14 protein-coding genes and 1 riboswitch are annotated in these 12,846 nt (G+C 72.8%); of the genes, 5 read left to right on the top strand and 9 right to left on the bottom strand.

Features of this window, described 5'->3' with window-relative positions; genetic code table 11:
• Positions 1 to 5: 5 nt before the first annotated feature.
• Positions 6 to 200 (bottom strand): hypothetical protein, encoded by a 195-nt coding sequence (locus ACZ41I_RS20835; RefSeq protein ID WP_363214895.1) that lies wholly within the window; start codon positions 198 to 200, stop codon positions 6 to 8.
• Between the two features lie 48 nt (positions 201 to 248).
• A complete protein-coding gene (locus ACZ41I_RS20840; protein ID WP_363214896.1) occupies positions 249 to 722 on the bottom strand; it encodes an Asp23/Gls24 family envelope stress response protein in 474 nt (157 codons plus the stop codon).
• Positions 723 to 821: 99 nt separating this feature from the next.
• Between ACZ41I_RS20840 and ACZ41I_RS20845 the strand changes: the two genes are divergently transcribed.
• Positions 822 to 1,553, top strand: a complete 732-nt coding sequence (locus ACZ41I_RS20845) for a nucleopolyhedrovirus P10 family protein (protein ID WP_468514764.1) — start codon at positions 822 to 824, stop codon at positions 1,551 to 1,553.
• A gap of 55 nt (positions 1,554 to 1,608) precedes the next feature.
• Here the strand turns inward: ACZ41I_RS20845 and ACZ41I_RS20850 are convergent, their stop codons facing one another.
• The 4 genes from ACZ41I_RS20850 to ACZ41I_RS20865 form a co-directional block, all read right to left on the bottom strand.
• Positions 1,609 to 2,412: an enoyl-CoA hydratase/isomerase family protein gene (locus ACZ41I_RS20850; RefSeq protein ID WP_363214898.1), complete on the bottom strand. Its 804-nt coding sequence runs from the start codon at positions 2,410 to 2,412 to the stop codon at positions 1,609 to 1,611.
• A 128-nt stretch (positions 2,413 to 2,540) separates the two neighbouring features.
• Positions 2,541 to 2,762: a helix-turn-helix domain-containing protein gene (locus ACZ41I_RS20855; protein ID WP_010355597.1), complete on the bottom strand. Its 222-nt coding sequence runs from the start codon at positions 2,760 to 2,762 to the stop codon at positions 2,541 to 2,543.
• 323 nt (positions 2,763 to 3,085) lie between these two features.
• On the bottom strand, positions 3,086 to 4,684 hold the full coding sequence (gene abc-f, locus ACZ41I_RS20860) for a ribosomal protection-like ABC-F family protein (RefSeq protein WP_363214899.1): 1,599 nt from the start codon (positions 4,682 to 4,684) through the stop codon (positions 3,086 to 3,088).
• 118 nt (positions 4,685 to 4,802) lie between these two features.
• Positions 4,803 to 5,369, bottom strand: a complete 567-nt coding sequence (locus ACZ41I_RS20865) for an outer membrane protein assembly factor BamB family protein (protein WP_468514765.1) — start codon at positions 5,367 to 5,369, stop codon at positions 4,803 to 4,805.
• Positions 5,370 to 5,767: 398 nt separating this feature from the next.
• On the opposite strand from ACZ41I_RS20865, the gene ACZ41I_RS20870 reads away from it, so the two are divergent.
• A complete protein-coding gene (locus ACZ41I_RS20870; protein WP_363214901.1) occupies positions 5,768 to 6,181 on the top strand; it encodes a VOC family protein in 414 nt (137 codons plus the stop codon).
• Positions 6,182 to 6,194: 13 nt separating this feature from the next.
• Here the strand turns inward: ACZ41I_RS20870 and ACZ41I_RS20875 are convergent, their stop codons facing one another.
• From ACZ41I_RS20875 to ACZ41I_RS20885, 3 genes are all read right to left on the bottom strand, one after another.
• The gene (locus tag ACZ41I_RS20875; protein WP_468514766.1) at positions 6,195 to 7,571 is read right to left on the bottom strand and encodes a hypothetical protein; all 1,377 of its coding nucleotides are present in this window, start codon (positions 7,569 to 7,571) and stop codon (positions 6,195 to 6,197) included.
• Positions 7,572 to 7,924: 353 nt separating this feature from the next.
• Positions 7,925 to 9,052 carry an alpha/beta hydrolase gene (locus ACZ41I_RS20880; RefSeq protein ID WP_363214903.1) on the bottom strand — a complete coding sequence of 376 codons (1,128 nt, stop codon included), beginning with the start codon at positions 9,050 to 9,052 and terminating at the stop codon, positions 7,925 to 7,927.
• 181 nt (positions 9,053 to 9,233) lie between these two features.
• On the bottom strand, positions 9,234 to 9,896 hold the full coding sequence (locus ACZ41I_RS20885; protein WP_468514767.1) for a class II aldolase/adducin family protein: 663 nt from the start codon (positions 9,894 to 9,896) through the stop codon (positions 9,234 to 9,236).
• A 191-nt stretch (positions 9,897 to 10,087) separates the two neighbouring features.
• On the opposite strand from ACZ41I_RS20885, the gene ACZ41I_RS20890 reads away from it, so the two are divergent.
• From ACZ41I_RS20890 to ACZ41I_RS20900, 3 genes are all read left to right on the top strand, one after another.
• Positions 10,088 to 10,840 (top strand): lysozyme, encoded by a 753-nt coding sequence (locus ACZ41I_RS20890; RefSeq protein ID WP_399770400.1) that lies wholly within the window; start codon positions 10,088 to 10,090, stop codon positions 10,838 to 10,840.
• A gap of 143 nt (positions 10,841 to 10,983) precedes the next feature.
• Positions 10,984 to 12,231 carry an inorganic phosphate transporter gene (locus ACZ41I_RS20895; protein WP_363214906.1) on the top strand — a complete coding sequence of 416 codons (1,248 nt, stop codon included), beginning with the start codon at positions 10,984 to 10,986 and terminating at the stop codon, positions 12,229 to 12,231.
• Positions 12,232 to 12,262: 31 nt separating this feature from the next.
• Positions 12,263 to 12,490 (top strand): hypothetical protein, encoded by a 228-nt coding sequence (locus tag ACZ41I_RS20900; RefSeq protein WP_363214907.1) that lies wholly within the window; start codon positions 12,263 to 12,265, stop codon positions 12,488 to 12,490.
• Between the two features lie 121 nt (positions 12,491 to 12,611).
• Positions 12,612 to 12,752, top strand: a riboswitch (cobalamin riboswitch).
• The last annotated feature ends 94 nt before the right edge of the window (positions 12,753 to 12,846 follow it).

Consider the following 12,846-nt stretch of genomic DNA (forward strand, 5'->3'; position numbering starts at 1 on the left):
GCCGCTCACCGCCGCCGGTCGCGCCGGTCGGCACGGGTGCGGAAGAACTCACCCAGCTCCAGGTCGCCGTCCGCGAACCGGCCGAGGACGAACCCGATCGCACCCAGCGCCGCCACCAGCAGGAAGGCGGCGAAGCCGCCGAAGTACCCGGCGAAGCCCAGCGCCATTCCGGCGATCATGCCGATCACTGCCATGCTCATGCGGCGCTCCTCAGCTCGTCGGTTGTGCGGGGCCGGGTCGCCGGCGCGTCACTGGATGCGCGGCAGCTCGGGCTCCTCGTCCTCTTCTTCGGGCAGTTTGACGTCGCTGACCGCGATGTTGACCTCGACCACCTCAAGTCCCGTCATGCGTTCCACGGCGGCGATCACGTTCTCCCGTACGGCACGGGCGACATCGGCGATCGAGACGCCGTAGTCCACGACGATCTCCAGGTCCAGGGCGGTCTGCACCTCGCCGACCTCGGCCTTCACGCCCCGGCTCACCGACTTGGAGCCACCCGGCACCCGATCGCGCACGGCGCCGAAGGTGCGGGCCAGGCCGCTGCCCATGGTGTGGACGCCGACCACGTCCCGGGCGGCGAGACCCGCGATCTTCTCCACGACGCCGTCGGCGATGGTCGTCCGTCCGCGCGCCGCCGGATCGCCGCCGCCGCGCCGGGTGGCCTTACGGGTCGTCACCTGCGGCTCGTGGTCGTCCTCGGGGGCCGTCGTCATATCGGTCATCGCCGTACGTCCCTTTCGGTCGTCGTCCCCGTTCGTCCCCTGCGACCACCGTATGCAAGGTTCCCCGGCCACGCGCCGGGGATACGGCAGGCTGGTGGAATGACGGCGGAACGATGGACACAGGTGGTACGGCACCAGGTCGGGCTGGGCCGGCTGCTGCCGCTCGGGGAACCCGGCGACGGCGCGTGGATCACGGAGGAGGCGGCCGGGGCGGTGCTGGCACGCGCGCTGGCGGCCGGGGTGCCCGGGGTGCGGCTGGGCGCGCTGCGGATCACCCTCGCCGACCCGGAGGACGTGCGCGAACCCGTCGTACCGGCTCCGCCGAGCGCACTGCCGCCGGGCGCACTGCGGCTGACCGCGGACTTCGCCGCGGGGGCGGGCGAACCGCTGCCGGTGGTGGCGTCCCGTGTGCGGCTGGCCCTGGCGACGGCCGCGACGCAGCGGCTCGGGCTCGCGGTGAGGGAGGTGGACCTGCGGGTGACCGACCTGCTGGAGGCGGAGGAGGCGGTCCCGAAGACGCGTGCGGCACGGCCGGCGCCCGCGCGGCGGCCCACGGACCCGGACGAGGCCCGGGCGGCCGAGGCCGCACTGACCGTCCCCGGGGTGACCGGCCTGACCGGCTCGCTGGGCGGTCTCGGCCGGGCGGTACATCTGGAGGAGCGCACGGCCGGTACGGCGCTACCGCACCGGCATGTGCGCGTGGAGGTGACGACCGGCGCGGACTGCCGAGCCGTGGAGGTGGCCCAGCGGGTCCGCGAGGTCGTCCGGGACGCACTGGAGGACCGCCCGACGGTGGCGGTGCTGATCACAGCGGTGGAAAGCGCCTTTTAGGGGCGCGGGGAACCGCGCGCCCAGCCCTCACCGGCCCGCACGACCGCTCGTACTGCTACTCGCCGACGCCGGCCAGATCCCGCAGCCGCCGAGCCTGGGCGGCACGCTCGGCCGCACGCTGCTCGTCGTAGGTACGGTCCACGGCACCGCGCAGCAACGCCTTGGTCTCCACGACGGCATCCCGCGGCGCAGCCAGCAATGCGGCGGTCAGATCCCGCACAGCTCCGTCCAGTTGGTCACCGGGCACGGAAACATTGGCCAGCCCGGAGGCCACGGCCTCCTCCGCCCCGACGAACCGCCCGGTCGCGCAGATCTCCAGCGCACGGGCATACCCGACGAGACCGACCAGCGGGTGCGTGCCGGTCAGGTCGGGTACGAGGCCGAGGCTGGTCTCGCGCATGGCGAACTGCACGTCGTCCGCGACGACCCGCAGGTCGCAGGCGAGCGCGAGCTGGAAGCCGGCCCCGATGGCGTGCCCCTGGACGGCGGCGATGGACACGATGTCGTTCCGCCGCCACCAGGTGAACGCCTCCTGGAACTCGGCGATGCTCGCGTCGAGCCCGGCGTCGTCACGGCGCGCGAGTTCGATGAAGGTCGGCTCGCCCGGGATCCCTTCCGGGGTGAACATCTGCCGGTCGAGCCCGGCGGAGAAGGACCTGCCCTCGCCGCGCAGCACGACGACACGGACGGAGCCCGGCAGCAGACGCCCGGCCTCGGTGAGCGCCCGCCACAGGGCGGGGCTCTGCGCGTTGCGCTTGTCCGGGTTGGTCAGCGTCACCGTGGCGAGCGCGTCGTCGACGGTGAGCCGTACGCCGTCCTTGTCGAGTACAGGAGCGAGGTCCTGGTCGGGCGAAGCCATGGGGCGCCTCCGATGAGTGCGGTCATCCGGGCATGCCGAGGGCATGCTTAAGTGACTGCACAGTAACCACCCGGCCGATCAGATCGCCGACCGGGTGGCCACCATCGAAGCCGGTGGGCCGCCCGGAGTCAGGACGTAGCGGCCTTCTTGCCCCGGGTCGCTCCGCCACGCCCACGGAGCGTGACGCCCGACTCGCTGAGCATCCGGTGGACGAAGCCATACGAGCGGCCGGTCTCCTCGGCCAGCGCCCGGATGCTCGCACCGGAGTCGTACTTCTTCTTCAGGTCTGCCGCGAGCTTGTCGCGCGCGGCGCCGGTCACCCGGCTGCCCTTCTTCAGAGTCTCGGCCACCCGTGCCTCCTCATGGGAAGTGCGCTCTGGTCTCCTCATGATCACCCCTCTTGGGCGTGATGGCCACCCATTCGGCAAGGTCCGTAAGACATCGTTGTGACGACAGGAGCCGATCCCCACAAGCGGAACACGCGATTCCATCGAGTGGTGTGCGCACGGCCGAACGGGTGGATTCGCGAAGTACCAGGTCAGCGAAGTGAAGCGGCCGATCCCTTGGCATGCAGGGGATCGGCCGCAAAATCCGTGTACGACACACCCCGATACGAGGAGATCTCACACAGATGATGGATCACGGATCGGCCGAATGATCCATACGCAGTGGATCACGCCAGGGCGACGAGGTCCGCGTAGTCGGAGCCCCACAGGTCCTCGACGCCGTCCGGCAGCAGGATGATCCGCTCGGGCTGGAGTGCCTCGACGGCGCCCTCGTCGTGGGTGACGAGGACGACCGCGCCCTTGTAGGTGCGCAGGGCGCCGAGGATCTCCTCGCGGCTGGCGGGGTCGAGGTTGTTGGTGGGCTCGTCGAGGAGGAGCACGTTCGCCGAGGAGACGACGAGGGTCGCCAGGGCGAGACGGGTCTTCTCACCGCCCGAGAGGACACCGGCCGGCTTGTCGACGTCGTCCCCGGAGAACAGGAACGAGCCGAGCACCTTGCGGACCTCGACCAGGTCCATGTCGGGGGCGGCCGAGCGCATGTTCTCCAGGACCGTGCGGTCGGCGTCGAGGGTCTCGTGCTCCTGTGCGTAGTAACCGAGCTTGAGCCCGTGGCCGGGGACGACCTGGCCGGTGTCCGGCTTCTCGACGCCGGCGAGGAGGCGCAGGAGGGTGGTCTTGCCGGCGCCGTTGAGGCCGAGGATGACGACCCGCGAGCCCTTGTCGATGGCGAGGTCGACGTCGGTGAAGATCTCCAGTGAGCCGTACGACTTCGACAGGCCCTCCGCCGTCAGCGGGGTCTTGCCGCAGGGCGCGGGTTCCGGGAAGCGCAGCTTGGCGACCTTGTCGGACATCCGGACCTCTTCGAGACCGGAGAGCAGCTTCTCGGCCCGGCGGGCCATGTTCTGCGCGGCGACCGTCTTGGTGGCCTTGGCGCGCATCTTGTCGGCCTGGGCGTTGAGGGCGGCGGCCTTCTTCTCGGCGTTGGCCCGCTCCCGCTTGCGGCGCTTCTCGTCGGCCTCGCGCTGCTGCTGGTAGAGCTTCCAGCCCATGTTGTAGATGTCGATCACGGACCGGTTGGCGTCCAGGTAGAACACCTTGTTGACGACCGTCTCGACCAGGTCGACGTCGTGGGAGATCACGATGAAGCCGCCGCGGTACGTCTTCAGGTAGTCCCGCAGCCAGATGATCGAGTCGGCGTCGAGGTGGTTGGTCGGCTCGTCCAGGAGCAGCGTGTCCGCGTCGGAGAACAGGATGCGGGCCAGCTCGATACGGCGGCGCTGACCGCCGGAGAGGGTGTGCAGCGGCTGGCCGAGGACGCGGTCGGGCAGGTTCAGCGCGGCGGCGATGGTGGCGGCCTCGGCCTCGGCGGCGTACCCGCCCTTGGTGAGGAACTCCGTCTCCTGGCGCTCGTACTGCTTGAGGGCCTTCTCGCGGGTGGCGCCCTTGCCGTTCGCGATGCGCTCCTCGTTCTCGCGCATCTTGCGGATGAGCACGTCGAGCCCGCGCGCCGACAGCACCCGGTCCCGGGCCAGGACGTCCAGGTCGCCGGTACGGGGGTCCTGCGGGAGGTAGCCGACCTCGCCGGAGCGGGTGATCTGGCCGGCGGCGGGGATGCCCTCGCCCGCGAGGCACTTGGTGAGGGTGGTCTTGCCTGCGCCGTTGCGGCCGACGAGGCCGATGCGGTCGCCCTTGGCGACACGGAAGGTGGCGTTCTCGATGAGGACGCGCGCACCGGCGCGCAGCTCGATACCGGAGGCGGAGATCAAGGACAGACTCCAGGGCGTACAGGGGTTGGCGGGTGGGCGGCTGAGGACGTTCCCGCCGTCTAATGCGCGAGGAGAATGGCCATGGGAGAAGTCTAACGGGGCCGTGCAAGCGGTTTTTCTACGTCCACGCGTTCGGGCCGGGCCGCGGGAGATCGTTGCCGAGGGGCGTGCGGTCCGGGGTGATCCGTCCGAGGTCGTCCAGGGCCACGAGCTGCCCGGTCCAGGCGCCCCGCGCACAGGGCTGGGCGATCAGCAGGGCCGCGCCGTGCCGTACGGCGCCCTCGGGCCGGAACGCGCAGCCGGTGCGGGCGGGCAGCACCCAGCGCAGATCGCCGTCGGCGAGGCGGTACGCGGAGACGCGGTGCGGGGTGACGACCGCGAGGATGCCGTGACCGACGGGACGCAGGACACCGGTGCCGCCCTGGGCGGGGAGCCACTCGGCCGCGTCGGGCAGCGCGCGGTGCCAGCGCACCGAGCGGTCGTCGGCGCCGGTGAGCAGCCCGTCCTCCCACAGCGCGATCACCTCCTCGCCCGCGGTCAGCACGGCGACCGGCCGATGCCCCACGCGCGCGTACCGCCAGCGCGGCAGGCCCGTGCGGGTGTCGTAGGCGACGACGACGGCACCCCGCGCACGAGACGTCCACGCTCCCGCCTCCGGCCGGCGCTGCCCGTGCGCGGCCGGCACGAAACGGTCTCCGTACGGGGCGGGCGGCCGCAGGTGATGCGCGACACCGAACAGAACCGCGGCGAGGAGAACCCCGCAGAGGGCAGGGAGTGCACGGCGTACGCGGTGCACACGCGCGGGACGCCTGTGGGGGGTTGCGGGGCCCGGGGGACGCGGGTGGCTGGTGGGTGGTGGGGTGGCCACCTGTCCCCCTTCGGTGTCCTCGGCCGCGGATCAGGCGCAGAGCGTAGTCGCGGGCGGCGGGTGGGGGCCGGTGCCGGGGCGGGCGGGGGCGGGAAGTCGCCCGTTCGGGTGCGCGCCGGTCCGAGCCCGGGCTCGGCAGCGGCAGGGTGCGTTGTCAGTGCCGGCTGCAAGACTGAACGAGGCGCCCCAGAACCGACGCACAAGGAGTGATCGGCATGGCAGGTACGGGCGGCGGACGGCCGAGCCTCTACCCCACGGTGTTGTACGCGGACGCCAAGGCGGCGATACGGCAGCTCACGGAGGGCCTCGGTTTCACCGAACTGTCGGTGTACGAGACGCAGGACGGCAAGGTGATGCACGCCGAGCTGGTCCAGGGCAACGGCGCGGTGATGATCGGCTCCAAGGGCCGGGGCGGCCTGTTCGACACGGTGATGAAGGACGCGGGCCCCGCCGGGGTGTACGTCGTCGTGGACGACGTGGACGCCCACCACCAGCGGGCCCTGGAGCACGGCGTGGAGATCCTGATGCCCCCGACCGACCAGGACTACGGCTCGCGTGACTACATGGCCCGCGACACCGAGGGCAACATCTGGAGCTTCGGGACGTACGCCCCGGAGATCGGCGCCTGACCTCCGGGCCGGCTCATCCTCCGGTGTGCACCTGGAAGGCGGCTCGGCGCACGGCCTTGGCGAGGGCCGGGTCGGGGTGTGCGGCGGCGAGCGCGACCAGGACCTGCACGGTGCGGGGGTGACCGACGGCGCGGACCTCGTCGAGCAGCTGGGGGACCGTCGGCTGCACCGCGGACTCCAGATGCCGGACCAGCATCGGCGCCTCGCCGTGGTCGGCGACGGCCGCGGCGGTGTCCACCCACAGCCAGGTCGCCTCCTCACGGGTCAGGACCTCGTGGGCGTCCTCCGGATCGGCCCCGTCGTGCTCGGCGAGCCACAGCAGGGCGTACGGCCGGACGGCGGGCTCGTCCACGACGGCGCGCACGTCGGGCTCGGCGGGGGCGCCGACGACGCGCAGCGCCTCGAAGGCCAGGCCGCGCAGCAGGGCGTCCTCGCCGCGGGCGGCCTGGATCAGCTCGGTGACGGCGCTGCCGACGGGACGGGCGGCGAGCCAGGCGCGGTATTCGGCGCGGGCGGCGTTGGGGCGCAGCTGGGCGCAGCCGCGGAGCATGTCCTCGGCGGACTGCTCGATGTTGCCGGCCGGGCTCTGCGCGGCCACGCAGATCTGCTCCAGCTTGACCCAGACCGCCCAGCTGCCCAGCGGGGTGAGAGTGGCCTGGCCGTCGCCGTAGGTCAGCGCACCCACGGCGGCGAGGGCCCGCAGCGCCCAGTCGAGGAGCGGGGCGAGCGGGGTGTCGACGGCGGATGCGGGTGCGGCGGGACCGGCGGCCGCACCCGGCTCCCCGGTCCCGGCGGGCTGCCCGGCGCCGGGCTCGGCCGGGTGCTCCGGCCCCTGCGCGGTCGGCTGTCGCGGCACGGCCGGCCGCACGGATCCGGAGCCGGCGGGGTGGTCGGTGCCGGGCTCGTAGGGGACCTCGCAGCGCTCGGTGCGCAGTTCGGTGACCCGTTGCTGGAGCAGGTCGAGCAGCTGCTCGACCGGGACGGGACCGGCGGACAGCTGGAGGAAGGAGAGCACCTGCGGCATGGCCGAGACGACCTCCGCGACGGCGGCCGGCTCGTACTCCTCGGGTTCCGGGGAGGCGAGCGACCAGGCGTCGAAGAGGGCGACCCAGCCGCGCAGTACGGCGCTGTCGTCACGGTCCCAGGCGCGCAGCCGCCAGCCGGGGCGCGCGCTGTCGCCGTGCACCTCGACGAGTCCGGCCAGGCGGGCGGTGTCCCAGTCGGCGCGGACCTGAGCGGCGCTCAGGCCCAGGTCGGCGGCGGCGCGTTCGGCGGTGACGGCGGAGAGGGTGGCCTTGCCGTCGGCGGTGGCGCCGTCGCTGCCGGGACCGAGTGCGGCGTCGGCCCAGCGGGCCACGCGGACCGGGCCGGCCAGCCCGATGCGTGCCATTCTCGCCAGTTCGGCGGGGGCGGGTGTGCCCTCCGGCGGCCGGGGTGCGGGGCGGCGCGGGCGCCGCTGGTTCACAGCTCTGGGGGCGGCGGCCAGGGGTCGCGGTCGGACGAGTCGGAGCCTGGAGTCGCGCGGGATACGGGACGTCACGGGTGCAGTCTTCCGGTTGACGGTCCGAAAACCCAAACGGAATGTCACGGGGGGCGACGGGGCTGGCCAAGGCACGGGGTTCGGTGCGGGGCGAGGAGGGGTGATCAAGCCAGTCGTACGGCCTTAAACGGAATGCCCCGCACCGGGCGGGCAGGCGGTCCGGGGCCGCACATCGGGCCCCACATCAGGTCTCCGGTCAAACCTCACATCAAGGGTGTCAGGAAGCGGCGCAGCCGCTCCTCGTACTCCTTCGGGTCGGCGTTCCACATCGCCGCGTGCGGTGCGTTGGCCACGGTGTGCAGGGCGACCAGATCGGCGCGGCGGTGGGCGAGCCGGCGGGAGAGCTCCCAGGGGGCCACCTGGTCGTCGGGGCCGTGGAAGATCAGGGTCGGGACGGCGAGCCGCTCGGGGTCGGTGATCTCGGCGACCCGGTCGGCGTGCAGGCCGGCCCGGCCCTGCGCGGCCCGTACGGCGAGCGGCAGCAGCGGCTGGGGGGTGTGGCGGGCGTGGGCGAGGGCGCGCAGCGTGGCCTCCCAGCTGAGCACCGGCGAGTCCAGGACCAGTCCGGCGATGCGCTCGCGCACCGCGGAGTGCTCGGCGGCGCGCAGGGCCATGGTGGCACCGGTGGACCAGCCGAGCAGGACGACCCGGCGGGCGCCGTGGCGGACGGCGTGGCGGACGGCCGCGTCCAGGTCCCGCCACTCGGTCTCGCCGAGGTGGTTCAGGCCGTCCGGCGGGCGCGGCGCGCCGAGGTCGCCCCGGTAGGCGAGGGCGAGGACCGGCAGCCGGCGGGCGTGCAGGAAGCCCATGATGTTCATGGCCTGTTCCCGGGTGGCGCCCAGGCCGTGCACGGCGATCACCCAGGTGTCCCGCTGGCCGGGTACGAACCAGGCGGGCAGCCGGCCGAGTTCGCCGGGCACGTCGATGTCCGCGTGGTCGAGGCCGAGGGCGGCGGACGGATTGCCGATGTACAGGTTCGGGGTGAGCCACACCGCGTCGCCGGGGGCGAACGTGCCGTGCGTGACGCCTTCCAGACGGCGTACGACGGTGTCGGCCGTGTGCCGGGCCGCCTCCAGGACGGGGCCGACGACCGCGTGGGAGCCGTCGCCGGACAGGCCGTAGGTGCCGGGGCGCAGCGCGGCCAGGTCGCGGGTGAGCGTGATCTGGCCGGCAGCCGTGCCGTGCACGGTGAGGCGGGGCTCGGTGGGCAGCGGACGGCCCGCGGGCGCCTTCAGCGCGGCGTCACTGGCAAGCCGGCCGACGGCCACGGAGGCCATGCCGGCGGCCAGTGCGACGGTGAGTGCGGTGGCGGTCGCTTTGACGGGGCGCACGCGTCCAGTGTCATGGGGGTTGCCGTCACCGGCCAGCGGAAGGGCGGGGCCGAGTGGGGAGCGTCGGGGTGCGCATGGGTTCGGCACCGCCGGATCCCGGCGTCGTGGCCGAGCGCCGGTGCGGCGGATCGAGGGGAGCGGGGTCAGCAGGGCGCGGAGCAAAGGGCTGCGCGGCAAGGGGTCACCTCCGTTGGCCATACCCCTTCAAGCGTTCCCCGGCCTCGGCCAGTTGTGCCTCCGTCAGCAGAGACGGGGTCAGGCTCGGCACCGAGGACGCCGTCAGCCACAGGCGGCACATCCACTCCAGCTGGGCGGTGCGGTCGTAGGCCTGGTCGAGGCCGGCGCCGTAGGTGATCGTGCCGTGGTTCTGCAGCAGGCAGCCGGAGCGGCCCGCCAGGGCGCGGAGCATGTTCTGGGCCAGCTCGTCGGTGCCGTAGGTGGCGTACGGGGCGACGCGGACCGGGCCGCCCAGGGCGGCGGCCATGTAGTGGACCAGCGGCAGCTCGGGCACGAGCGTGGAGACCGCCGTCGCGTGCACGGCGTGGGTGTGGACGACCGCGCGGGCGTCGGTGGTGCGGTAGACGGCGAGGTGCAGGGGCAGCTCGCTGGTCGGCACCAGTGTGCCGAGCACCTGGCGTCCGGTGAGGTCGACGCCGGTCATGTCGTTGGGGGTGAGCCGGTCGTAGGGCACGCCCGACGGGGTGACGAGCACGAGGTCGCCGATACGCGCCGAGACGTTCCCGGAGGTGCCGACCACCAGCCCGTCGGTTACGGTCCGCCGCGCCGTCGCGACCAGTTCCGCCCAGATGCGTTCCCGTTCCGCGTCCCGCCGCTGTTCAGCCATGCCGCGATCCTGCCAGCCGCGCCCGGGGGCAAGAGGGGTGGCGGTCACTTCCGGCCGTCGGCACGCACCCCCGAACGGGTGGAAATCGGGAGGAATCGCCGCTCACGAGGCGCTGATTCGATGATCGCCGGGCCTTCAATGGTCTGCCTTGCCCGCCGGACGATCCCTCGTCCGCCGACCCGGGGAGACACATGGCCCGTGAACGCACTCGCCTCGGTCGCCGCGCCGGGGTCCTCGTGGCGGCCACGGCGGCGCTCGCCCTCCTGGGCACCGCGCCCGCGGCGGCCGGAGCCGGGGCGCCGACCGCGGCCAAGCCCCACGGACACGACGTCTCGTCGCACCAGGAGCGCGTCGACTGGCCGGCCGCCCGGTCCAAGGGCGCGCGGTTCGTCTACATCAAGGCGACGGAGTCCACGGACTACCGCAACCCCTACTTCTCGCAGCAGTACAACGGCGCACGCGAGGCGGGCCTGGTCCGGGGCGCCTACCACTTCGCCCGGCCGGACAAGTCCTCCGGCGCCAAGCAGGCCGCGTACTTCGTACGGCACGGCGGCGGCTGGCGGGCGGACGGCTGGACGCTGCCGCCCGCGCTCGACCTCGAGTACAACCCGTACGACAAGAAGCACAAGTGCTACGGGATGGGCAGGAAGCGGATGGTCCGCTGGATCCGGTCCTTCAGCAACGAGGTCAGGCGGAGGACCGGGCGCCGCCCCGTGATCTACACGTCGACCCCGTGGTGGGAGCTCTGCACCGGCAACAGCCGCGCGTTCACCGGCAACCCCCTGTGGATCGCCCGTCACGGCACCTCGCGGCCGGGGAAGCTGCCGGGCGGATGGCCGTACTGGACGATCTGGCAGTACGGCACGGAGGGCCGGCTGCCGGGTGACCAGAATCTCTTCAACGGGTCCACCAGCCGGCTGCGGACCCTCGCGCGGGGCCGGTAGCCATGGGGCGCCTGGGCCGAGAGGGCCGTACGGAACCCCACTCCCCCCATACGGACACCGTCGCGCCCGTCTCAGTTCATCTTCCGTTCACCCAGGTTGCCTACGGTCGTCCAGCCAATGACCTCGAACGATTGCCTGGGTAAATGGAAAGCTTCTCGCTGATTCTCGCGATTGTGGTGGTAACCGCACTCGCGTTCGATTTCACGAACGGTTTCCACGACACCGCGAACGCGATGGCCACCACCATCTCCACAGGCGCCCTGAAGCCGAAGATCGCGGTAACCATGTCCGCCGCCCTCAACCTGGTCGGCGCCTTCCTCTCCGTGGAGGTCGCGAACACGATCTCCAAGGGTCTCGTCGACGAGACCGGCATCCGTCCCGAGGTCATCTTCGCCGCCCTGGTCGGCGCGATCCTCTGGAACCTGCTGACCTGGCTGGTGGGCCTGCCGTCCAGTTCCTCGCACGCCCTGATGGGCGGTCTGATCGGCGCCACCGTCGCCTCCGCCGGCTTCGGTGCCGTGCACGGCGACGTGCTGGTCACCAAGGTGCTGCTGCCGGCGGTCGCCGCACCGGTCGTGGCGGGCGTCGCCTCGATGCTGGCCACCCGCTTCTCCTACGGCATCGGCGGCAAGGCCGAGGGCGAGGCCACCCGCAAGGGCTACCGCGCCGGCCAGATCGCCTCCGCCGGCCTGGTCTCCCTCGCCCACGGCACCAACGACGCCCAGAAGACGATGGGCATCATCACCCTCGCGCTGATCGCGGGCGGCGCCATCGCCCCGGGCTCCAACCCTCCCACCTGGGTCATCCTCTCCGCCGGCCTGGCCATCGCGCTGGGCACCTGGATCGGCGGCTGGCGCATCATCCGCACCATGGGCACCGGCCTGACCGACCTGGAGCCGCGCCAGGGCTTCGCCGCCCAGACCAGCGCCGCGACCGCCATCCTGGCCTCCTCCCACCTGGGCTTCTCCCTGTCCACCACGCACGTCGTCTCCGGTTCGGTGATGGGCGCGGGCCTCGGCCGCAAGGGCGGGGTGGTCCGCTGGTCCACCGCGACCCGCATGGCCGTCGCCTGGGTGCTCACCCTCCCGGCCGCCGCGCTGGTCGGCGCGGGCGCCGAGTCCGTCACGGACCTCGGTGACTGGGGCACCGCCGCGGTCGCCGTCTTCCTGGTCGCCGCGAGCGCCGCGATCTGGAAGATCTCCCGCCGTGAGGTCGTCGACCACACCAATGTCGTCGCCGACGCCGAGGAGCCGGCCGGCGTGGTGACCACCGCCATCGCCGCGGTGGCCCCGCCCCCGGCGGGCACGCTCACCGAGGACCTGACGGCGACGATCCCCTCCCCGGCCGCCGAACCCGCTGCCCCGGCCGCCCCGCCGGCCGCCACCGTCTGACCCCGGCCACCCCGGTTACGAAGGAAGCATCATGAAGATCGACTGGGCGGCCCTCGGCTCCGTCTTCGGCGTCAGCCTCGCCTTCACAGTGGGCCTGGTGGCCCTGTTCACCCTCGGCGTGGGCGGTCTGGCCCGGCGCGAGAAGGCCGCGGCCCAGGGCGGCTCCGCCGGCCTCGCCGTCACCGGCGCCTACGTCTGCTTCGCCGCGTGCGCGGCGGCGGTGGCGTACGGCATCTACCTGATCGTGGCCAAGCCCTGACCACACCCTCTGAAGGCTCCCCTCCCCCGGAAGGCGGAAGGGGGGCCTTTCTCATGCCCGCACACCCCGCGATGTGGGGATCCGCACACTCTCCCCCTGCAGGTCAACGGCAAGTTGACGGCCGTTCGGGGCGCGTGGTGGACTGCCCAGGCCATGTAGGGCGGCAGAAGAGGAAGCCGGTGCGAATCCGGCGCGGTCCCGCCACTGTCACCGGGGAAGAACCCCGGGAGCCAGGAACTCTCACCGCCGAATCTCGTCGAACCAGGGCGCGGACACCCTGAGTGAGGACACGGATCGCCATGCTCGGCTGCCGAAGGACCAGGACCCGAACCAGGCCCGCTCCTGTACCCACGGCC

The sequence above is a fragment of the Streptomyces sp. NPDC030799 genome (assembly GCF_055572255.1).

Coding starts and splice junctions, on each gene's coding strand:
- ACZ41I_RS20890 (WP_399770400.1), top strand. CDS start 10,088: ATGGCCCGTGAACGCACTCGCCTCGGTCGCCGCGCCGGGGTCCTCGTG.
- ACZ41I_RS20895 (WP_363214906.1), top strand. CDS start 10,984: ATGGAAAGCTTCTCGCTGATTCTCGCGATTGTGGTGGTAACCGCACTC.
- ACZ41I_RS20885 (WP_468514767.1), bottom strand. CDS start 9,896: ATGGCTGAACAGCGGCGGGACGCGGAACGGGAACGCATCTGGGCGGAA.
- ACZ41I_RS20870 (WP_363214901.1), top strand. CDS start 5,768: ATGGCAGGTACGGGCGGCGGACGGCCGAGCCTCTACCCCACGGTGTTG.
- ACZ41I_RS20845 (WP_468514764.1), top strand. CDS start 822: ATGACGGCGGAACGATGGACACAGGTGGTACGGCACCAGGTCGGGCTG.
- ACZ41I_RS20840 (WP_363214896.1), bottom strand. CDS start 722: ATGACCGATATGACGACGGCCCCCGAGGACGACCACGAGCCGCAGGTG.
- ACZ41I_RS20850 (WP_363214898.1), bottom strand. CDS start 2,412: ATGGCTTCGCCCGACCAGGACCTCGCTCCTGTACTCGACAAGGACGGC.
- ACZ41I_RS20900 (WP_363214907.1), top strand. CDS start 12,263: ATGAAGATCGACTGGGCGGCCCTCGGCTCCGTCTTCGGCGTCAGCCTC.
- ACZ41I_RS20835 (WP_363214895.1), bottom strand. CDS start 200: ATGAGCATGGCAGTGATCGGCATGATCGCCGGAATGGCGCTGGGCTTC.
- ACZ41I_RS20875 (WP_468514766.1), bottom strand. CDS start 7,571: ATGGCACGCATCGGGCTGGCCGGCCCGGTCCGCGTGGCCCGCTGGGCC.